This window comes from Dendronalium phyllosphericum CENA369, from assembly GCF_016056275.1.
Lineage (GTDB): Bacteria > Cyanobacteriota > Cyanobacteriia > Cyanobacteriales > Nostocaceae > Dendronalium > Dendronalium phyllosphericum.
Genome location: NZ_JAECZA010000315.1, coordinates 1 through 20,161 on the forward strand (window position 1 = coordinate 1; position 20,161 = coordinate 20,161).

Annotated in this window: 17 protein-coding genes, 2 tRNA genes, 1 pseudogene and 1 riboswitch; of the genes and pseudogenes, 10 read left to right on the forward strand and 10 right to left on the reverse strand. The window is 40.7% G+C overall.

Translation table 11 applies throughout. From position 1 onward, the window contains the following. Positions 1-75: 75 nt before the first annotated feature. Positions 76-360 (forward strand): annotated as a pseudogene (locus tag I8752_RS35615) (IS701 family transposase); the annotation flags it as partial. 345 nt (positions 361-705) lie between these two features. On the opposite strand, the gene I8752_RS35620 reads toward I8752_RS35615, so the two are convergent. The 6 genes from I8752_RS35620 to I8752_RS35645 form a co-directional block, all read right to left on the reverse strand. After that, positions 706-777 (reverse strand) — tRNA-Thr (locus I8752_RS35620). Between the two features lie 54 nt (positions 778-831). Then, a tRNA-Tyr gene (locus I8752_RS35625) sits at positions 832-914 on the reverse strand. Between the two features lie 111 nt (positions 915-1,025). Next, positions 1,026-2,837, reverse strand: a complete 1,812-nt coding sequence (locus I8752_RS35630; protein ID WP_214436858.1) for an ABC transporter ATP-binding protein — start codon at positions 2,835-2,837, stop codon at positions 1,026-1,028. A gap of 86 nt (positions 2,838-2,923) precedes the next feature. Continuing rightward, complete coding sequence (locus tag I8752_RS35635) at positions 2,924-3,769, reverse strand: DUF6816 family protein (protein ID WP_214436859.1); 846 nt, start codon at positions 3,767-3,769, stop codon at positions 2,924-2,926. Positions 3,770-3,857: 88 nt separating this feature from the next. Continuing rightward, positions 3,858-5,699: a peptidoglycan D,D-transpeptidase FtsI family protein gene (locus tag I8752_RS35640; protein ID WP_214436860.1), complete on the reverse strand. Its 1,842-nt coding sequence runs from the start codon at positions 5,697-5,699 to the stop codon at positions 3,858-3,860. An 83-nt stretch (positions 5,700-5,782) separates the two neighbouring features. Beyond that, positions 5,783-6,442 (reverse strand): hypothetical protein, encoded by a 660-nt coding sequence (locus I8752_RS35645; protein WP_214436861.1) that lies wholly within the window; start codon positions 6,440-6,442, stop codon positions 5,783-5,785. 519 nt (positions 6,443-6,961) lie between these two features. Between I8752_RS35645 and I8752_RS35650 the strand changes: the two genes are divergently transcribed. Then, a complete protein-coding gene (locus I8752_RS35650) occupies positions 6,962-7,165 on the forward strand; it encodes a hypothetical protein (RefSeq protein ID WP_214436862.1) in 204 nt (67 codons plus the stop codon). A 620-nt stretch (positions 7,166-7,785) separates the two neighbouring features. On the opposite strand, the gene I8752_RS35655 is transcribed toward I8752_RS35650, so the two are convergent. Both I8752_RS35655 and I8752_RS35660 read right to left on the reverse strand, forming a co-directional pair. Continuing rightward, complete coding sequence (locus tag I8752_RS35655; protein ID WP_214436890.1) at positions 7,786-8,529, reverse strand: cobalt-precorrin-6A reductase; 744 nt, start codon at positions 8,527-8,529, stop codon at positions 7,786-7,788. A 37-nt stretch (positions 8,530-8,566) separates the two neighbouring features. Next, complete coding sequence (locus I8752_RS35660) at positions 8,567-8,992, reverse strand: DUF1636 domain-containing protein (protein WP_214436863.1); 426 nt, start codon at positions 8,990-8,992, stop codon at positions 8,567-8,569. Between the two features lie 22 nt (positions 8,993-9,014). Further along, a riboswitch (cobalamin riboswitch) is annotated at positions 9,015-9,240 on the reverse strand. Between the two features lie 709 nt (positions 9,241-9,949). On the opposite strand from I8752_RS35660, the gene I8752_RS35665 reads away from it, so the two are divergent. From I8752_RS35665 to I8752_RS35670, 3 genes are read left to right on the forward strand one after another with little or no spacing between them, the layout of a single operon-like run. Next, on the forward strand, positions 9,950-11,065 hold the full coding sequence (locus I8752_RS35665) for a glutamate--cysteine ligase (protein ID WP_214436864.1): 1,116 nt from the start codon (positions 9,950-9,952) through the stop codon (positions 11,063-11,065). Continuing rightward, on the forward strand, positions 11,066-11,194 hold the full coding sequence (locus tag I8752_RS38300; protein ID WP_263986781.1) for a hypothetical protein: 129 nt from the start codon (positions 11,066-11,068) through the stop codon (positions 11,192-11,194). It begins immediately after the preceding gene. A gap of 45 nt (positions 11,195-11,239) precedes the next feature. Further along, entirely contained in the window at positions 11,240-11,860 is a 621-nt protein-coding gene (locus I8752_RS35670) for a hypothetical protein (RefSeq protein ID WP_214436865.1), read from the forward strand. Between the two features lie 16 nt (positions 11,861-11,876). Here I8752_RS35670 and I8752_RS35675 read toward each other — a convergent pair whose 3' ends face one another. Together I8752_RS35675 and I8752_RS35680 are read right to left on the reverse strand one after the other, a co-directional pair. After that, on the reverse strand, positions 11,877-12,416 hold the full coding sequence (locus I8752_RS35675) for an SH3 domain-containing protein (RefSeq protein WP_214436866.1): 540 nt from the start codon (positions 12,414-12,416) through the stop codon (positions 11,877-11,879). A gap of 46 nt (positions 12,417-12,462) precedes the next feature. Next, positions 12,463-13,971: a UbiD family decarboxylase gene (locus I8752_RS35680; protein ID WP_214436867.1), complete on the reverse strand. Its 1,509-nt coding sequence runs from the start codon at positions 13,969-13,971 to the stop codon at positions 12,463-12,465. Between the two features lie 524 nt (positions 13,972-14,495). Here I8752_RS35680 and pstS point away from each other — a divergent pair. From pstS to I8752_RS35705, 5 genes are all read left to right on the forward strand, one after another. After that, positions 14,496-15,536, forward strand: a complete 1,041-nt coding sequence (gene pstS, locus I8752_RS35685) for a phosphate ABC transporter substrate-binding protein PstS (protein ID WP_214436868.1) — start codon at positions 14,496-14,498, stop codon at positions 15,534-15,536. An 88-nt stretch (positions 15,537-15,624) separates the two neighbouring features. Further along, complete coding sequence (gene pstC / locus I8752_RS35690; protein WP_214436869.1) at positions 15,625-16,617, forward strand: phosphate ABC transporter permease subunit PstC; 993 nt, start codon at positions 15,625-15,627, stop codon at positions 16,615-16,617. 45 nt (positions 16,618-16,662) lie between these two features. Next, positions 16,663-17,535 carry a phosphate ABC transporter permease PstA gene (gene pstA, locus I8752_RS35695; protein ID WP_214436870.1) on the forward strand — a complete coding sequence of 291 codons (873 nt, stop codon included), beginning with the start codon at positions 16,663-16,665 and terminating at the stop codon, positions 17,533-17,535. A gap of 156 nt (positions 17,536-17,691) precedes the next feature. Continuing rightward, positions 17,692-18,471: a phosphate ABC transporter ATP-binding protein PstB gene (gene pstB / locus I8752_RS35700; RefSeq protein ID WP_214436871.1), complete on the forward strand. Its 780-nt coding sequence runs from the start codon at positions 17,692-17,694 to the stop codon at positions 18,469-18,471. A gap of 561 nt (positions 18,472-19,032) precedes the next feature. Beyond that, a complete protein-coding gene (locus tag I8752_RS35705; RefSeq protein ID WP_214436872.1) occupies positions 19,033-19,818 on the forward strand; it encodes a phosphate ABC transporter ATP-binding protein in 786 nt (261 codons plus the stop codon). The last annotated feature ends 343 nt before the right edge of the window (positions 19,819-20,161 follow it).

Below are 20,161 nucleotides of genomic sequence, written 5' to 3' on the forward strand. Positions count from 1 at the left end.
ACCCCTCTTCTGTCACTTTCCGGATAGAATGAATAGAATAAAGGAAAAATAGAACTCTACAAGGTAAGTAGAGCAATGGATGTAGAATTACAAATCCTGAAACATCTGCCAAGGGATGCCCAGCCAACAGTTGCGCTCGTAGATGCATATTGTGCAGAGTACAAAGACCTGTTTAAAGAAGTAAGAAATTATGAATGCTTCAAATATTTACATTTAGGGATAATTTCACCAATAAAAAGAAAATCATTACCAGAAATAGCGAAAGTAGTAAGTATAAACTCGGCACAGTCATTACATCATTTTATAGCCTATTCAGATTGGTCAGTAGAGAAATTAAAGAGCCGAAGATTAAAAAAACTTAATTGATGTTGTTGCATCAAGGATAAGCAGTTTTCGTAAAACAGTCTTCTGAATATTGGGTGGGTATTGAGGAGATGTAAAGCCTTCAAAAATTAGCTTTGTCTCTTCAGATTTGAAACTGACAATCACAATGATATCGTTTCGCGTTACTATCGGCAAACGTTAGTATATATTGTCAAGCGCTCGATTTTTACTCATTAGAGTCTAAAACCTACAAGTATGCGTTTAAGCAGTTCTGGCTGGTCAATATGCAACTTTTGTGCTTAGGTATATAAAGTGATCCTTATATAGTACACATCAGTTTATGCAACTACATACAACTGTTGGTACAAGGTATTTTCACAAAGCCCGTGACGAGGATTGAACTCGTGACCTCACCCTTACCAAGGGTGTGCTCTACCACTGAGCCACACGGGCGAACTTTCTTTAGGATTTTAGATTTTGAATTCTGATGAAATTCAAAATCTAAAATGGGCCGGGCTGGATTTGAACCAGCGTAGGCGTAAACCAACGGATTTACAGTCCGTCTCCATTAACCACTCGGACACCGACCCGTTTACCCTACGATTGACTATCGTAGCACCAGATTTGAGAAATTTCAAGCGATCGCCAGAAATTTTTTATAAAGTAAACTGGGCTGATTCAACAAACCCAGTTTTTTGTACTTAACTCAAGAGTTCTCCTGTTTCTTGGAGCGAGTGCAAGCGGTAATAAATGCCTTCATGACGCAAAAGTTCTTCGTGGCTACCCACCTCTACAACCCTTCCTCGATCTAGAACCACAATCTTATCGGCTTCCCGTACTGTACTCAGACGGTGGGCAATTATAATTGTGGTGCAAGTTCCCTGAAGCGATCGCATCGCCAGTTGAATTGAACGCTCAGACTCGTAATCTAGGCTAGAGGTAGCTTCGTCAAAAATTAGTATATCTGGTTCTACTAGCAACGCCCTAGCAATTCCTAAGCGCTGTCTTTGTCCTCCAGATAACCTCACGCCGCGTTCTCCAACAATGGTGTAATAACCTTGAGGCAATGCTGCAACTACTTCATCAACTCTGGCAATTCTACAAGCTTCCTGAACCTGTTCAAAACTAGCGCTTGGCCTGCCGTAGGTGAGGTTATCCAATATAGTACCGTTAAAAACGTCTACTTCTTGGTGAACGATCGCCAATCTCCTTCTATACTTACCCACATCTAAGGTGCGAATATCTTGACCATCAATCAGAATCTGACCTTCTTGAGGTTCAAAATACCGTAACAGCAGCTTTACTAAAGTAGACTTACCAGAACCGGAACGCCCAACTAACGCTACTGTTTGATATGGCTCAATCAACAAGTTGATATCTTGTAAAACTTGACGGTTAGCATCATACCCAAAACTAACGCGGGCAAGCTCCAGTTTTCCGGTAAATTTATAGGATGATTCTTCTGCTTCTAAAAGACTAGCTGAATCAGAACCAGTTGGCTCTTGAAGAAATTCGTGAAACCGCAGCATCGAAGAATAGCGACGCGCAAAAACTTCAGCTAAGTTGCTAATAGGTTCTAATTCGGCATACGCCATGCTGGAAAGAGTTAAGGTCATAACAAAATGACCGAGGGAAATTTTACCGTTGACTGTAGCTACTAAAGTTAAAGCCAGTATTGCAAACACGCAAAACTGAATTACAGTCTTCTGCCAAGTAATCAGTTTCACGTATCCTTTATGGATGCGATAATCAAGCACCTTTAGCTCGCGAACCAAACGTTGGTTTTGCCGCTTCATCTCCCTAGCTTCTGTAGCAAATGCTTTTACTGTTTTGATATTAGTAATTAGTTCGGAATTGCGACTTTCAGTATTTTCTGAGTATTTATCTAGGCGACTTTCTTGCTTAATTATGCGCTGTAACTCCTTCAAACCAAAGCCAAGGATAATGACAAAGGATATTAGATATAAAAGTGCAATCCGCCACTCAATTAGCAAGATAAACACAAAAATTCCTAACACACGAATCAGTTTAGGAATTAACTGACCAGCAATTTCTGGATATGTCCAAGTATGATTAGTAACACCTCTAGCTATTCGTCCGGCAATGCGTCCGGGGTTATTTTCATCGTAAAATTCCAATGGGAGAGTTAGAATTTTTTCGATGGCTATTTGAAATTTATCCCGACGCGCCCTGATAGCTATATCCCAGTGAAACCAAGCGGTTAACCACGGCTGTGTTGGCGCTCTGACTACAGTGACAACGAAAATTAAACCCAGTAATACACCTAAAGATAGAAGTTTATTTACTGGGTAATTGATAAAAGATGAAATGCTGGCGATCGCCTGTTGGAGTGGTATATCTAACGGTTGCCCCGACAAAATATTCAAAATCTGTCCAATCGCATAAGGAACAACCAAGTCAATAATTTCGTAAATGCTGGATGCTGTAATACTGAAAACACTCAGCTTCCAGTAGGGATGAAAATAATTGATAATATCTCGAAATTTTGCCATGATGCACCTATCCAAGAGCGCAAGCGTTAGCTTGGAATCTTTATACTACATTTGTAGTGCTATGTAGTCAAGAGCTTAATGACAAATCATTCTTTGGAAGTAGCTAGCAGTTCTGCGGGGAAAAATTCCAGGCGATAGCGATAAAGAGCAACAGGCCTTGAAGCTGCGGCAAAGTAATCTGGATCTTGGGGAGAAAGGTAGACAGCAGTAACTTGATCTGCATCTATTGCTGGATTAGATGTAGAAAGTTGGCGATAGGCTGTGGTAGATTCAACAGAATTAAAATAAGGATGCGAACCACCTTTAAACAGTTGTTGAAAAACTTCTGTAGTAATAAACTTGCCGTCTGGTGTAGTTTCTGTAGCGCGTGCAGTCACAAGGGAAACCAATTGGCGATCGCAAAATCTACCCTCAGAGCATTTACTACGCAAAAATGTAATCTGGCGATTGGGCGATTCTGGATCTACTTTGACTGATAACACAGCTTCATCCCCTAAATAAGCCCTAGCCAAATTCAAGCTATTAAATGCTCTATCTGCTATTAAAATTGCTGATTTTTCGTCTCCCCTAGAGAGAAATTTTAAACCAGTAAAAGGCGATCGCTTGATAAAGCGTACTAAAAAACTCACAGGCTGATTTAGTTGTCGCCGATTACCTTCAAATCCAGGTGTTACAATATCTGGGGCCAAAGGAGCAGCTAAATCAACCAAAGTACTCTTTACTTGCCAAGTCCCAGCCATCCACCCAGGATAAATTAAATCTCCCGAAGTCGGTTGCACAGAAGTTAATTTTTCCCATTGAGGAAAATTTGCTAACCGTTCGGACAACTCGCCTGCTTCAGCGTCCCCGCCTCCCAGAACAAATAATACTATTAAGCAGAAACTCCAAAGTATGTGTTGAAAAGGGGTGTAAGCCAAAGAAATCTTATTCATGCTTGGTTGTAGATTTTACCGCGATCGACTCTCTTGAATATAGAGAGTAGGGGAAATTTCTCCCTCATCTCCCTCATCCCCCTCATCCCTACTGTGGTGTTTTTGTCGCTTGATTAACTGGCTGACTTGGGGGAATCTGTTCTAGGGGAATCAGTGTTTCCATCACAGATTTGACAATTGGTGCGGCCACTGTAGAACCATAGGCATTTTCTCCTTTTGGCTCATCTACCAATGCAAACACTACATAGCGAGGAGATTCTGCTGGCAAAATAGCAACAAAGCTCGTGATTCTCGCGCCAGGAATGTAACCGCCATTAGGACTGGCTTTTTGGGCTGTACCAGTTTTGCCAGCAATCCGATATCCAGGAATTTGCGATACCTTACCAGTGCCTTCGGTAACAACGGTTTCCATCATTTCTACCACCTTTTGAGTTGTCGTGGCTGAAAAAATTTGCCGGGGTTTGGGAAGTTCTGGTGAATAATGCATCTGTCCTTTGCTATCAATCAACCCCCTAACTACATGGGGTGTAACCAATTTGCCACCGTTGGCTAAAGCTCCGTGCATTTGTACTAGTTGTAACGGTGTCAAAGAAAAGCCTTGACCAAAGGATGTAGTAGCTGGCTCAATGGGCGATGTAATAAATTCTTCTTGACTTTTGAGCCGACCGCGAACTTCAAAAGGCAAATCTGTATCAACGGTTTGCCCTAGACCCAAGCGTTCTAGCCAGTTGTAGTAAAGTGAGGGGCGCAATCTTTGGATGATTTGTACCATCCCAATGTTGCTGGAATTTTGGAGAATTTGAGCAATGCTGATCCGCCCATAACCGTTGTGTTCGGCATTTCTGATGGTGTAGTTAGCAACTTGAATCGAACCGGGGTCATTAAACATATCATCTGGTTTGATGACACCATTTTCGAGAGCGATCGCTACATTCACAGGTTTAAAAGTCGATCCTGGCTCGTAAAGATCGGCTACAGTCCAGTTTTTGAACAGTGAAATATCCGCTTTAGAATATTCGTTGGGATTATAAGTCGGCTGAGAAACCAAAGCAAGTAGAGAACCATCGAAAGCATCCATCACAATAACTGCCCCGCGTTTAGCTCTAAACTTCTCCATCTGCTGTTTGAGAGCAGCGCGGGCAGCGCGTTGTAAGCGACTATCGATAGTCAGTTGCAGTTGCATATCGTCAAAATGCAGAAACCCATCAGGTGCATAAGCTGGCATCAGTGCCCCGTTACCCGCTCGACTGAGCCGCACCGTTTGCACAGAGCGTTCTAGCAACTTTTCTTGAGAATATTCCACACCAGCTTGACCGCGACGGTCGAGATTTACGTACCCTACTACATCAGCAGCCAAATCCTCTGTTGGGTAAAAGCGAGAGTATTTTTGAATCAGTTCTAAACCATTTAAGCGCATTCCGGTAATGCGATCGGCAACTGCTTCTGGTAGAGCAGTTGCAAGCGTAATCCCACTTTTTTGACCTTGAAAAGTTTTTACTAAATCAGTAGCATTTTTATCCAGCAATGGAGCCAGCAAATCTGCCATTTGTTGATTAGACTTGTCAAACAACTTGGGATGGGCAAACAAAGTATACACCGGACGGTCAATTGCTAAGACATTGTTAATGCGATCTACCACCAAACGCCGGGGTGTATAAGGTCGCAAATTCACCATTTGCTGGTTTCGCGCCTGCTGTGTTAACTTTGGCCCCCGCACAATTTGCAACTGATATAAATTGATAGCCAATCCCAACCCTGCGGCAATTAATATGCCCCATACTATCAATAGCCGGGATCTGATGTTCGGAATCCGGTCTGAGATATTAGAAGCAGGTGGTTCCATCAACTTTTGAGCGGAAGTTTTCTGCCGTTTTGTAAAGTCTGGATTCCGCAAGCTTCTGAATCTTAATTTATTCGGTGGCTTCTCCATTGGGGTTGTCCTTTGTCAGTGGTCAGTTGTCAGTTGTCAGTTATTAGTTTTTCTACCGATGCGCTGGCTACTGACTCTTGACTTTAATATCCCAGCGGCGAGGGGGTTTGCTGCTGCGTTTGGGGATTTGGTTTTGTGTTGGGAAGTGTAGAATTTTGATTACTAGGTGCTAAGGGCACAAAAATCGTCCTTGCTGGAGTTGGTGATACCAGTCCTGCTGTTGGTTGTTCAGCTTCCTCAGCCATTTTATTTTTTAGAGTCGCGTTAGTTGTTGTTAGCTGTCGTTCATTACGCCGCAGGTTTTGTATTTTGGCGTAATCTTGACTCCACAGTTCTTGAGAATATACTGTCCAACCATAAACTACCAAAGTTGCTGCTACTAACAAAAACGCCACCACTGAAGAATAACGATGCAACTTGGACAATCGCAGCAACCACAAACTTGTTGCTCCAGTAGTAGGCATGGCAGGCAGGCGCAAAGAACCAGTCTTCGGATTTTTCTGCGTTGTACTAGACTGTTCTTGATGGTTAAAGACTTGCTGATTGTCCAATTGCCCTCGGTTAGGGGCAGAAACCGATAAATCTTTTGCAGAACGCCGTTGTCTGCGGGAGGATACTGATGAAGTTTCAGTAGCAACTGTAGATGCACTCCGCGCGGAGCGCCGCTTCCCTGAAGACGGAGTAGAATCTCGCCGGAACCTAGTACCAGTTGCAGAAACAGCTGATTTGCGAGCAGCAGCCATAAATTTTTTTAGATTGAAAGTACTGTATTTTAAACTAATTATTTGTTTTTGCTAAGGTTAAAATCGTCATTTGTGTGATAAGTACATTTAACACCCTACACTGTTTTAAGTGTTTTTATAGCTAGCTGCACCAATGTTGGCATCACTAAGATATTGCAGTACTTGCAATTAGCGATCGCTAATTGGACGATCCTATGGTTTTGGTGTTGCCTTTAAGTATGGCAACGTAATATGTCAAGGGCCAAGAGTTTACGAAAATATGACAATTTTTGGTATGATATCTGGATTTGCCGCTAAAACTTGGGAATCTACATTCGATAATTAAGTTATCTTGCTCGCAAATCAAAAATACCCAGAAAGTAATCAGGCTAGCGCATAATAACCAAAGCAAAAAAAATCACTCTAAAGTATTGTTTTTAAAAATGTAATTGATTGATATTTAAAAAAAAGCAACAATTTAGGTTATCGTATTCAACAGGCGAAAAATTTTTATTGCCACAATTTGGTGAAAGAGGAGTTATGAAAACAAAAATCCTTGGTTTGGTTCTATTGTTAAGTTTGGCTGGAACTCTCGTAGCTTGTGAAAGTGGTACCAATGAACCTAGCGGTACTGCCACTACTACACCAGCTGCTGGCGAACCGAATGATGCCGGTTCTCCTGCTGCTACACCTGCCACTACACCTGCTACTACCCCTGCCGCTACCCCTAAAAAGTCTCCTTAGACCGCAAGTCGATATCAGACTTAAAGCAGGTTAATGATACTGCTCCTCACTACACATCATTGAGTTCGTTAGTTTCGGTCTAAAATCTGATTATCCTCTTGAAGTGGATAAAAGCCTTGCGTTGGCTAAAGTGTCTGTTAATGAGAGCAACAAGTAGAGGATACTTGTGATGACGGTCTTTGCCCCAATCAAGTGTCCATCTACAGTTGTTGCCTGACGAAAGTTTTTTTAAAACCCAACCAGTCGATCGCGAAAAATTTAGCCCCGTAGTTGCATTTTTTTCGATCTGAAATATTTAAAAGACAAAAAATACACGATCCCGATAGGCAATTGTTAAAGCAATTGCCTAAAATTTATGCTTGCTGCTCAGTTTCATCGTTGTTGCCCATTCTATTGTTTACTATACTCAGTGCTGAGTGCTGAGTGCTGAGTGCTGAGTGCTGAGTGCTGAGTAAGAAAAAGAGTACTCAGTGCTTTCGCACTCGGTAAATGCCCTGCCCCTCGTAGGTCTTGGCTTGTAGCCAAAAGGAGCAAGTGGCGGAATCTTACAATCGGGAGAAGGTTGATATTCCGCAAGTAAAGTGGACGGTCTTTTAACTCAGCACTCAGCACTCTTCATACTAGCTTGGCAATTTGTCACAAAGCCATGCTAAAGCACCATCAACATCTGCGACTTGCTCTCCTGGCGGTGTAGCTGGACGATTTACCATAACAACTTTCAATCCAAGTTCTCGCGCTGCAATAATCTTGGCGTAGGTTGCATCACCACCACTGTTTTTACTAACGATCGCATCGATGTTGTGGTGAATAAGAATTTGTCTTTCGTTGTGCAGGGCAAAAGGCCCGCGATCGCACAGTACGATTCCTGGCGGCACAACAGCATCAGCAGCGGGAGGGTCAATCATTCGCATGATAAACCACATTTCCTTTAGGTGAGCGAAGGCGGCTAGTTCTTGTCTGCCAACGGTTAAAAATACGCGCTGGGCTTGATTTTTGAGGACAAAGGCAGCAGCATCGATATTGTCAACTTCAATCCAGCGATCGCTACTCATTTTCTCCCACGGAGGGCGAATCATCATCAGACGCGGTATGCCTACTTCGGTTGCAGCAGTCGCCGCATTCCAGGAAATTTGAGTAGCGAAGGGATGGGTGGCATCAATAAGTAAATCGATATGCATCTGACGCAGATAGTCAGCTAATCCAGTAGCACCGCCGAAGCCCCCAATACGGACATTGCCAATTGGGGTTGATGGTTCGCGGGTGCGACCGGCTAAGGATGCGATCGCCTCGATTCCTGGGATAGCCGCAACTCTTGCAACTAGTTCGGCAGCATCTCCGGTTCCCCCCAAAATCAAAACGCGCATCATAATGATATTCTTCTCTCCCACCCTCCTCAGCTCGCTATTTTTGCAAGTTCCTTAAGGGTGGAATCCTGGCTAGGATACCCTTTTTTAGCGGTTCGGGTCGCTCTGACCAAGGCAGTAAACCATCAGAATTGGCGTAGTATTTACTAGCACATTCCAGTACAGCAGATGCACTGCCGTCAGGAGTTAGATCGCCAAACAGATATGTTAACTTGCCTTGAGCAGCAAAGGCGATGACACAAGAACGGTTACAAGCACTCATGCATTCCACTTCTTGGATAGGAAATTCATCTTGTAAATTCCAATTTTGTGCAAGCTGTTCGAGCTGCTGTAGAAGTTTTTGACCTCCACTCTCACCTTGACGTTTTCCGTCTTGCCAAACACTGGCACAGGTTGTACATACAAACAAGATGTGCTCGATACCAGAGCGATTAGTAGTAGAAATATTTGTAGTGGCAGTCATCTGTACCTCGCAGATGTGTAGAACTGATAAGTATACTTCGGCGGGCATCCTGACTCACCCAATTTGAGATTTTAGAGCCATTGCGTTGCGATGATTTATCGGTTGTAGCAAGTGGCGCGATCGTTTGGTTCGTTTATCTCAAATCACAAACTGGTTCACAGTTGCGGGACAGTGCCGGATTTACACCGAACTTTCCCCGTTATTTCTGGTAGCTGACCCCCACCAGAACCGAATTGCCCATCCATCATACCATCAGTATCCACAATAGAAACAACCGACAGTACGTGCTTGCAACTTGCTATACGCGCTGCTAGTGAAGTCGCAAAACAGCCCGTGCATTCCAACAACACTCACATCCAGAAAGATCCGAGCGGATTCAAACATGTCTGCGCTGGTTTCGGGTGCATGAAGGTAGAAAGTAATATCAAATCAGTTGATACTTCGCAATAACAATCACATCAAAAACTCAAACAAAGGAGATGTAACGAGAAAACTTCACCATACTTTAGCAGATGCGATCGCATAAATTTCCTAGTTTGCAATACTCTGTCTTAGGGTAAAATCTGTCTGAGATTAATCTTGAGAATTTTTCTACTTAAACTGTAAGTAGAAGTTAATCTGTATTGTGGAGGTATTGATGAAAAAAACCAAAGTTAACCTCAATCATATTCAATAAATACCATTAATTAAACTATAAATCGGAGTTTGCCAGCTTCAGGTAGCAGCTGCAATTTCTCATAAATCCAAAGTCGTGAGAGATTATTGATGTAATTGATTATAAATTTGATAAAGTTGTTATTGCAAACTACTTTCATATAGCAGATTGTTTGCCAGGAACGATACTTGACTGCTGAGTATGCACTTGAGTGGGCCTAGCATTCTCAACAGCTTATCTTTGCATAATTTATATTCTTTGGCATTAGTTAAAGAAAATTGATACTAGTAATTAAGGTGTAAATGAAATTCTTTTTTGGCATTGAGCATGAAGTAGCTTTTCTTAACAAGGAAGGAAAATTTGCCGATTTTACTCACACAAAATTTGCAGATTTTGAGCAAATTATTGAAAAGCTACCTACATACCCCAATGATTATCTACAATTACGAGTTGGCGATGCTGGAATCAAGAAGAAAAGATGGTACATTGAGGGATTTGAACGATTTGCGGATTCCGACAAAGTAATTGACTGTTTACCTAAAGGCATTGAAATTAGAACGACTATACACTCTAATATTCAAACTGCTATTACAGAGTTGTCAAACAGTTTTCACTTACTGCATGAAGTTGCCACGAATTTTGGTTTTATACCAGTGTTGCATAGCTTTAATCCCTACAATAAAGTTTTTGAACCTCAACCCCCGTTAAATGATTATGAAATTAAACAGCTACAAGCTTACCCTGATGAGCAAACTGCTAATATTTATATGGTGACATATGGGCCAGATTTGAATATTTCAGTCTCAAACTTATCTATTGAAAGTTTAATTGATATTGGTAAAAAGTTAACTTATTACAGTCCTTATATTGTTCCCTTTACTTATAGTTCTCCTTTTTATGACGGAGGTTTATGGGATGGTTTGTCAGTACGAACGTTTGTGAGAACAGGCAAAAGATCGGCAGCTTTAGTTTTTGTTGAGAAACAGGAACAATTGCTTAAGAGCGTACCTTCTTTGACAAAACTTGCTCGCATTCCGGCTGAAGTGGGTCGTATAGAATTTAAGGCTTGCGATAGTTGTGATGATTTTTCGATTTATGCAGCATTGCTGGCATTATTAAAAGGTTTAATTTTAGATAAAACCTTACTTGGGAGAGCAACTACACCCGATGCAACTTTGCATCAATTATCAGCAAAAGAAGGTTTTGGTAACGAAGATATTATGATAAATTCTACTAAAGTTTTGCAAGCATCTGAGGTTGCTCTTGGCGATGACCCAGATGTTGAGTTGTTAACACCATTGAAGATATTATTAACTAAGCGAAAAATAAAATCTCACGAGCTAATAGAAATCTTTCAGCGAGTAGGTTCTATAGAAGAGGCACTAAGACAGACTTACTATTTGAAAAATCAAGGATAAATGGGAAACTGGATTAAGGACTCGACAGTTATTGGCAGATTTTCGAGTAAGTGTATTAACTTTAGGGTAAGAGCGATCGCAGATAAATTATCGCACTTCATCAAGCTAGCGATCGATTTAAAGTCATAAAAGAGATTAACGCTACAATCTATCACAAAAGCAAAAAGTGCCTTTATGACAGCTGATTTGACATCTACAACTACACCTGATTTTATAAGCGTGCTATCACAAGCGGCGGCTGCATTTCGAGGACAAAAGGTTAAACGTCCGACTACTGAGGAAATGGTAAATGCCTTGCTACAGGCAGAAAAAGCCACTAAGCAGCAACGGTTAACTTACAGCTTTGATGCTCTTTTGGGCAAATGGCGACTTTGTTTTGCTACAGGCACTAAAAAAGCTAGAGAACGAGGAGGAATTGTCTTAGGCAAAGGTTTGTATGTGCCCAAATTTGTAGCAATTTACATTTCTTTTAGCGCTGCTTTAGAACAAGGTTTAGGCAGAGGTGAAGTTAGTAATCAAGTTCAATTAGGCACGGTGTCGTTGAAACTGATGGGGCCAACACAATATTTAGGTAAAAAAAATCTATTGGCATTTGATTTTAACCAGATGCTAATCGGTATTTTTGATCGCCTTGTCTACAATAGACCGATTCGCTCTGGTAAAGTGCAGTCTGAGGATTTTTACAACCAACCCATAGCAAAACTACCCTTCTTTGCCTTCTTTATAGTCACAGAAAATTTCATTGCAGCTCGCGGGCGTGGGGGAGGGTTAGCACTGTGGATTCGAGAAAGTTAAAATAGACACTTGAATTTTAAGAACAAGTTGTCAAGGCAGCAGCGCACCGATCTTCTTTTTTCAACCAACCCTTAACGCCTTGATATTCTACCCGCGCCCAATCACCCCGACAACCTAATAATTTAACACTCACATTAGAGGGAATTTTGCCTATTTTTCGGCTTTTTTGACTGGCACTGGCATAAAGATCCACGCCATTAGTACCATAACCCCGCGTTGAAATACCTAACTTTGGCCCAAACACCCATCCAGTTCCAGGAAAACCATCGCTAGCATCTGTAATCTGCACCCAATCTCCAGCAGTAGCGATCATCTTTACTGTTTCGTTGATGGGTATTTGTCCGAGGATTTTGTGATTGATACTTGCGCCACTCCGCACATTTAAACCCTGTGGATTTTTATCGATGACGTAGGCGAAAACATCGCAATTTTGTGGCTTGATAGATTTTGCTAATGCTATTTGATTAGCTATATCGCTATTAGTAATTACGCTAATACAGCCAAGTGCTACTCCTATTACTAGATTTAAAGCAGGATTTTTCGGATTTTTGTTCATTATTTTTTCCAAGTTTTGACACCAGCCCTAACGCTGGTGTCATATTTTACTTCATATCGTAGCCAAACAAATTTGGATCGACTTCTCCTAACTGCAAATCAGCTAAATCATATTCTGCCCATCGTCTGTCTACCATTGCCGCTACATCTGGATCTGACTCCAAAGTAGCACCCCACTCATGGTCAATTTCCGGGGGAATCTTCGTAGTGGCATCAATTCCCATACGTCCACCTAAACCAATTTTTTCGCTGGCAAAATCTAAGGTATCAAAGGGTGTATTTGGCAAAATAAATACATCTCGTGTGGGGTCAACTTTGGAACTAATCGCCCAAACTACTTGACGCGGATCGCGAATATTTATTTCTTTATCCACAACAATGACAAACTTGGTATAAGTAAATTGTGGCAAAGCACTCCAAAATGCTAAAGCTGCCCTTCGCGCTTGTCCTGGATATGCTTTATCAATAGAAATAATCGCCGCTTTATAACTCAAAGCTTCCATTGGCAGGAAGAAATCGACAATTTCTGAGACTTGTTGCCGCAGAATCGGGGTGTAAATGCGATTAAGCGCGATCGCCATCATCGCTTCTTCTTTGGGCGGACGACCGCTAAATGTTGTTAAGTAAATCGGATCTTTGCGGTGTGTCATACATTGGAAGCGAATCAAAGGCGAATCTTCCACGCCACCGTAATAACCCATGTGGTCGCCAAAAGGCCCATCAGGCAAGACTTCCCCTGGTGTAATCGTTCCTTCCAAGACAAATTCTGAATCGGCGGGAACTTGCAAATCTACTGTTTTACACTTTGCCAACTGCACGCCAGAACCGCCGTAAAGTCCAGCAAACAGCCATTCTGATAAATCTACCGGAATGGGTGTAGCAGCTGCCATGATAATTAGAGGATCTACACCAAGGGCGATCGCAATTTCTAATTTCTGTCCGCGTTCGGCGGCTTTCCGCAAGTGCCTCGCCCCACCGCGCACGGATAACCAGTGAACGGTCATTGTCTTCTGTGATTGCAGTTGCAAGCGATACACACCCACGTTTGGCGTACCTGTCTCGCAATCTTTGGTAATTACTAACCCCAGCGTGATAATCTTACCAGCATCACCAGGATAAGGACGTATTAAAGGTAGCTTGTGCAAATCTAATTCATCGCCTGGAATTACCACTTGCTGACAACTGGGAAAAAAGTCACGTCCTGGCTTGGCTTTTACCACATCAAACAGGACTTTGCCAAAATCTATTGCTTGGGAAATTTTCTTTGGCGGTTTTGGTTGTTGCAGCATACTCAGCTTTTTCCCCAGAGTTTCCAATTCCTCTGGATGCTGCATATTCATTGCCCAACATATCCTTTCCACCGTTCCCATCAAATTCACCGCCACCGGGAATGATGCACCTTTAACATTTTCAAATAATAGCCCCGGCCCACCTTGTTGTAGCATCCGGTTGGAAATCTCAGCAATTTCTAAATCAGGGTCAACTAAAGCTGAAATCCGCTTTAATTGTCCTCTTTGTTCCAGAATTTTGATGAATCCTCGCAAATCTCTCGCCATTGTTCTAATAAAGCTGATATTTAAGAAGTGTGAAGCGCTTTCTTATATTATTAGTCATTTGTTAGCCGTGAAGAACGATCTCCCTCATATTTTGGTATCGGTCAGGCGTTAATTACCTCTGTAACTGAGATAACTTTGACGAGTTTTTCAGTTTTGCGATCGCAACAATAGTAAATGTTATAGCAGTTACATTGTATTAGGGAGAATTCAAAGTTTCAGATACCCGAATTTTTAATCTTAATTTAGGAATCTTATCTACATCGTAATTAAAAAATAAAATCAGCTTAATGCTTGGCTATTAAACTGAGCTTACTTTAAAAAGTCTAGTAAATTTTATTATTTAGCTTGGTTTTGAATAACTTTAAAATATTTAATAATTAATATTGCAACCTAATTATAACTTAGATTTAAATAAATTTTAACTAGGAGTTTACCTATTTTTAAATTGATTTAATTAATAAATAATATAGCTTATCTATAAGCTGCGATCGCAGCAAAAGCAATTCCTTAAACTACGGAGTAATATGAGTTTTTCAACTACTGCTTTACGTGGAGTATTTACTACTTCATTGATAACATCTGCTGTTTTTATTAGTCCTATTTTAGGAGCGATCGCCCAAGCAGAAACTCTCAATGGAGCGGGAGCAACTTTCCCGGCTCCTCTCTATGAAAGATATGCCCGTGAAGTTAAAAAGAAGCATCCAGATTTAACAATTAACTATCAAGGAATTGGTAGTGGCGGCGGTATTCGTCAAGTGATTGCCGGAACTGTTGATTTTGGTGGCAGTGATGCTGCAATGAAAGATGATGAAATTAACAAAGTTAAGAATGGCGTAATTTTAGTGCCTACAGCAGGTGGCGCAGTTTCTGTTGTTTATAATCTTCCAGGTGTTAACAATCTGAAATTATCTCGATCTACATTACCAGCGATTTTTTCAGGTCAAATCACTAAATGGAACGACGCAAAAATTAAAGCTGATAATCCTGGTGTAAATCTACCAAATCAACCAATTAAATTTGTTGTTCGTGCTGATGGTAGCGGTACAACTTTCATTTTTACTAATCACTTAAGTGCTATCAGTTCTTACTTTAAAGGGAGAATTGGAGCTAACACTGCTCCAACATGGACTTTACCAAACGTCCTTAAAGGCAAAGGCAACCCTGGTGTAGCTGCCTTAGTAGCCCGTACCCCTGGAGCTGTTGGCTATGTAGAATATGCTTACGCTGTTAAAAACAATTTAAAATCAGCACAAGTACAAAACAAAGCAGGAGAATTTGTATCTCCTTCTTTACAATCGGCAAATTCTGCTTTATCAACTGTAAGTTTTCCCAATAACTATCGCGTTTTTGTAGGAGATCCAGGACAAGGTTATCCTATTGTTGGACTTACCTGGATGCTGATTTACAAACAGTATGGTAATGCTTCTAAAGCAAATGCTGTTAAAAAATGGATTAACTGGGTATTGCAAGACGGTCAACAATATAACGACGATCTCAACTACACTAAAATCCCTTCTGATGTTGTTAGTCGCGTGCTTCAAACAGTGAATAGCACTGTTAAATAAACCCAAATTTGCAATCTTATTTCTTTAAGTAAGGTGGGTCAATAGCCCACCTTAATACTATGCAAAGAGTTTAGCATTTTAATTTTTCATGGCAAATTCATCTCAATCAGACGACAAAAATTCATCAACATTCAGCGATGAAAATATTCAATTGACAGCTACCGATGGCACGAGTTTTTGGCTCGATAAAGGATTCACATGGCTTGTGTATGTTTTTGCAGTAACTACTGTTGCTGTGTTATTTACGATGAGTTGGGTAATTTTTAGTGAAGCTCAACCAGCTATTGGTAAATTTGGAATTGGGTTTTTATGGAGTCAAGATTGGGATACAGGAAACCAAATTTTTGGCGCACTACCTTATATTTATGGAACTTTAGTTAGTAGTGCGATCGCAATTTTATGTGCTATCCCAGTAGGCATAGCCATTGCTTTAGTAACTAGCGAAAATTTCTTACCAAAAACTGTACAAAGTACTCTAGCATTTATTGTTGAATTAATTGCAGCAATTCCTAGCGTCATTATTGGATTGTGGAGTATTTTTATTTTTATTCCAGTTTTAGAACCCCTACAAAAGTGGTTAGCTATTCATTTTAAATGGATACCACTATTTAATTCAGAAGACCCTGTGGGAACAAATATGTTAACTGCGGGAATTATTCTAGCCATTATGATTTTGCCGACAATGGCAGCAATTAGCCGCGATGTCTTAATGGCGATACCTCAAGAATTACGTAGCGCGTCAATGGCTTTAGGTAGCACTCGTTGGGAAACAATTTTTCGGATATTACTACCAGCTGGATTTTCAGGAATTGTAAGTGCTGCAATGCTTGCCTTAGGACGCGCTTTAGGCGAAACAATGGCTGTAACTATGGTAATTGGTAACTCTGCTCAAATTAGTGCTTCCTTACTCGATCCAGCTTATACAATTCCCTCTGTATTAGCCAATGAATTTGCTGAAGCCGAACCAGGTTTGCACATTGGCGCTTTAAGCTATTTGGGCTTAATTTTATTTGGTTTGACTTTAGCCGTAAATATTGGTGCTGTCTTATTAGTGCAGTGGGTTCGTAGGAAAAATAGATAATAACTAAACAAATAAGTGTATCTAAATTACGAATTACGAATTATTATGAGTGGTTATCAAAAATCAGAAATAGATAAATCTTTGACAGCAGAATTATACAGACCTTTACCAACAGGAAGATTATTATTTAATTATGGAATGAATGCGATCGCTTTTGCTTTGACAGGGTTAGCGTTAATTCCTTTACTATCTATTTTATGGGAAATTCTCCATCGAGGAATATCTGGTTTAAAAGCAGATATGTTTGTCAAATCAGTGATTGATTATGGTTTTGGCAATGCCATTTTAGGGACAGTAACAGTTGTAGGTATCGGTTCATTACTAAGTATTCCTGTAGGCATGTTAACAGGGATATTTTTAGCAGAATTTGGTCAAACTAACCCAACTCGCGTTGTTCGCTTTATTGCTACTATTCTTAGTGGTGTGCCTTCAATTGTAGTGGGTGTATTTGCTTACGGTGTTATTGTTTTAGTTACTAAAGGATTTAGTGCGATCGCAGGTGGTTTTGCTTTAGCTGTCATCATGTTACCTATAATCGTTCTTACAACAGAAGAAGCTTTAAAACTAATTCCTGTCGAACAACGTCTCGCCTCCGCTGCTTTGGGTGGAACTCGCTTCCAAACTACTTTTCGTATTGTCGTTACAGCTGCTATACCCGGAATTACCACAGGTATATTATTGGCTGTGGCCCGTGCTGCTGGGGAAACAGCACCTCTGCTTTTTACTGCTTTGTTTAGCCTAGATTGGTCGGCAGATTTATTGAGTCCTACAGCTTCTCTACCAGTATTAATTTTTAATCTTTATAACGACCCCGATCCCCAAAAAAACCAATTAGTTTGGACTACTTCTATAGTCTTACTAAGCTTAGTTTTATGTGTTAGTCTCATATCTCGTTTAATTACAAGAAAGAGAAAGTAAAAGGGATTGGGGATTGGGGATTGGGTTACAAAACGCTCATATTTGTCTCCCCAAGTGGAGCGACTGCCATTCCACACCAAGTAGACGTATGGTCTGCGTATTCTGGGCGCGACCAAGTAAAAGTTTTCTATTTTTTATTTTAATTTATTTGCAAGTATGAGTAATTTAATTCCAGCTATAAAAGTCAAAAATTTAAGCTTTTACTACAGCAAGTCTAAAGCCATTGAAGGAATATCAATGGATATTTACCAGAACCAAGTAACTGCAATTATTGGCCCTAGTGGTTGTGGTAAATCTACCTTCATCAAAACTCTTAATCGGATTAGTGAATTAGAAGGTTCTGTAAAAGTAGAAGGAAGCGTCGAATTTTTGGGTCAGAATATTTATAACTCTCGCATCAACTTAAATCAGCTACGTCGTCAAATTGGGATGGTGTTTCAAAAACCAAATCCTTTTTCGATGAGCATTTACGAAAATGTTGCCTATGGTATGAGAATATCACGCAGGCGATCGCCAACAGAATTAGATGAAATTGTCGAATCTGCCCTCAAAGATGCTGCTCTCTGGGATGAAGTGAAAGATAAGCTAAATAAATCAGCTTTGGGACTTTCTGGCGGTCAACAACAGCGATTATGCATTGCCCGTGCCTTAGCAGTCAAACCCAAAATTTTGCTGATGGATGAGCCTTGTTCTGCTCTTGACCCTATCGCTACGATGAAAGTTGAGGAACTGATCCATAGTTTACGCTCCCAATTGACAATTGCGATCGTTACTCACAACATGCAGCAGGCTACTCGTGTCTCCGATTTCACAGCTTTCTTCAGCACTGATGAGAGTCGTATCGGTCAAATGGTTGAATTTGGCACTACAGAGCAAATTTTTAACAACCCACTCGACTCTCGCACCCGTGACTATGTTTCCGGGCGTTTTGGTTAAGTTGTATCTCAGGGGAGTGCATCGGTAAAGTACTCAATTCTTGCATCTAAATACAATTATCTAATTTCTTCCCCCCCTGCTTGCCAAAGCGGGAGAACCACCAAAACCAGACCTACTCACGAATTACGAATTATTACTGTAGCTTTACCCTACTTAAATTTATCGCGTAAATCTACTTATATATAGACTCAAAGTTATAAAGTAGCTATACTCCAGGTAGCAGTATAAACTAATGCGATGATTAGATGACAATTTCACCAGAAAAAACGTATTATTTCAAGTTGAACTAGTTAGGCGATCGCAAAAAAAATTACTGTATTGTTAGTTGCTTGATTGTAAATTGATGCAATACTTGACAAAATCTTGAATTGCCAGATAAACAGTTAATTTTGACTAAAAAACGCCAAAATTGACGTTGATTTTGATTCAAATATCTACTATTTCATACTGCTGTTTAGCATCAATGAATGCTGACTTTTGCTCTGCAAAGCCGTAAGGAGTCCATATTGACTTCACAATGTTTTTGTTGAGTCAATATTTATTGCACATGTTTTTTTAGAGATGAATAAACTAATTCCAGCCATCAAAGTCAAAAATCTCAATTTTTATTACGATACCCAAAAGATACTCGAAGGAGTATCAATGGAGATTTACCAAAGCAAAGTAACAGCAATTATTGGCCCTAGTGGTTGTGGAAAATCGACTTTTATCAAATGTCTAAATCGCATGTGTGAATTAGAAGGAGAAGCACACGTTGAAGGGAAAGTAGAATTTTTTAATCAAAATATCTATGAACGTCGGATTAACTTAAATAGGCTGCGTCGGCAAGTCAGCATGGTACTCCCCAAACCAAATCTTTTTCCTTTGAGCGTTTATGATAATGTTGCTTATGGAGTGAAAATAGTAGGCTGGCGACCGAAAGTAGAATTGGATGAGATTATAGAATCTGCAATTAAAGAGGCCGACCTTTGGGATGAAGTGAAAAATAAATTGCACAAATCGGCTTTAGAACTTTCTGCTGGTCAACAACAGCGATTATGCATTGCCCGTACTTTAGCAGTCAAACCAAAAATTCTTTTAATGGATGAGCCTTGTTTTGGTCTCGATCCAATTGCTAGCATGAAAGTTGAGACTTTAATCCAAAGTTTGCGCTTGCGTTCTGAATTAACAATGGTGATTATTAGTCACAATTTGCAGCAAGTCGCTCGGATATCTGATTTTACAGCTTTCTTTCATACTAATGAAAATCGCATCGGTCAAATAGTTGAATTTGGTACTACAAAAAAAATGTTTTCCAATCCGATTGATTCTCGTACCCGTGACTACGTTTTTGCTCGTCTACCTTAGTTAAGGTATGCCTATTAGAGGTTATTTATAAAGTAAAAATAAAATTTAGGCGAATATAATTCGCTACTACACAAACGAAGTCCGCCTACTCGGACTAACGGAAAATCAAGCTTGTTGAACCCACAAAGGTGGATAAAAGGGAGTAGGGAGTAGGGAAACTAAGCCGCCCCCTTCGGGGCGGGGTTTCAACCTATCTTGTGCAATACAAGGATTTTTCGCGCCACTTGCGGGCGAGGCTTTAACCTTTTTCGGGGCTAATTTCTTCCCCTACTCCCTACTCCCTACTCCCCACTCCCGCCCCGAAGGGGTAAAGTCTCGTGTAGCCGCGACTTCTAGTCGCAAA

Coding starts and splice junctions, on each gene's coding strand:
- I8752_RS35645 (WP_214436861.1), bottom strand. CDS start 6,442: ATGGCTGCTGCTCGCAAATCAGCTGTTTCTGCAACTGGTACTAGGTTC.
- pstB (WP_214436871.1), top strand. CDS start 17,692: ATGAGTAATTTAATTCCAGCTATAAAAGTCAAAAATTTAAGCTTTTAC.
- I8752_RS35635 (WP_214436859.1), bottom strand. CDS start 3,769: ATGAATAAGATTTCTTTGGCTTACACCCCTTTTCAACACATACTTTGG.
- pstC (WP_214436869.1), top strand. CDS start 15,625: ATGGCAAATTCATCTCAATCAGACGACAAAAATTCATCAACATTCAGC.
- I8752_RS35650 (WP_214436862.1), top strand. CDS start 6,962: ATGAAAACAAAAATCCTTGGTTTGGTTCTATTGTTAAGTTTGGCTGGA.
- I8752_RS35665 (WP_214436864.1), top strand. CDS start 9,950: ATGAAATTCTTTTTTGGCATTGAGCATGAAGTAGCTTTTCTTAACAAG.
- I8752_RS38300 (WP_263986781.1), top strand. CDS start 11,066: ATGGGAAACTGGATTAAGGACTCGACAGTTATTGGCAGATTTTCGAGT.
- I8752_RS35680 (WP_214436867.1), bottom strand. CDS start 13,971: ATGGCGAGAGATTTGCGAGGATTCATCAAAATTCTGGAACAAAGAGGA.
- I8752_RS35630 (WP_214436858.1), bottom strand. CDS start 2,837: ATGGCAAAATTTCGAGATATTATCAATTATTTTCATCCCTACTGGAAG.
- pstA (WP_214436870.1), top strand. CDS start 16,663: ATGAGTGGTTATCAAAAATCAGAAATAGATAAATCTTTGACAGCAGAA.
- I8752_RS35705 (WP_214436872.1), top strand. CDS start 19,033: ATGAATAAACTAATTCCAGCCATCAAAGTCAAAAATCTCAATTTTTAT.
- I8752_RS35640 (WP_214436860.1), bottom strand. CDS start 5,699: ATGGAGAAGCCACCGAATAAATTAAGATTCAGAAGCTTGCGGAATCCA.
- I8752_RS35675 (WP_214436866.1), bottom strand. CDS start 12,416: ATGAACAAAAATCCGAAAAATCCTGCTTTAAATCTAGTAATAGGAGTA.
- pstS (WP_214436868.1), top strand. CDS start 14,496: ATGAGTTTTTCAACTACTGCTTTACGTGGAGTATTTACTACTTCATTG.
- I8752_RS35655 (WP_214436890.1), bottom strand. CDS start 8,529: ATGCGCGTTTTGATTTTGGGGGGAACCGGAGATGCTGCCGAACTAGTT.
- I8752_RS35670 (WP_214436865.1), top strand. CDS start 11,240: ATGACAGCTGATTTGACATCTACAACTACACCTGATTTTATAAGCGTG.
- I8752_RS35660 (WP_214436863.1), bottom strand. CDS start 8,992: ATGACTGCCACTACAAATATTTCTACTACTAATCGCTCTGGTATCGAG.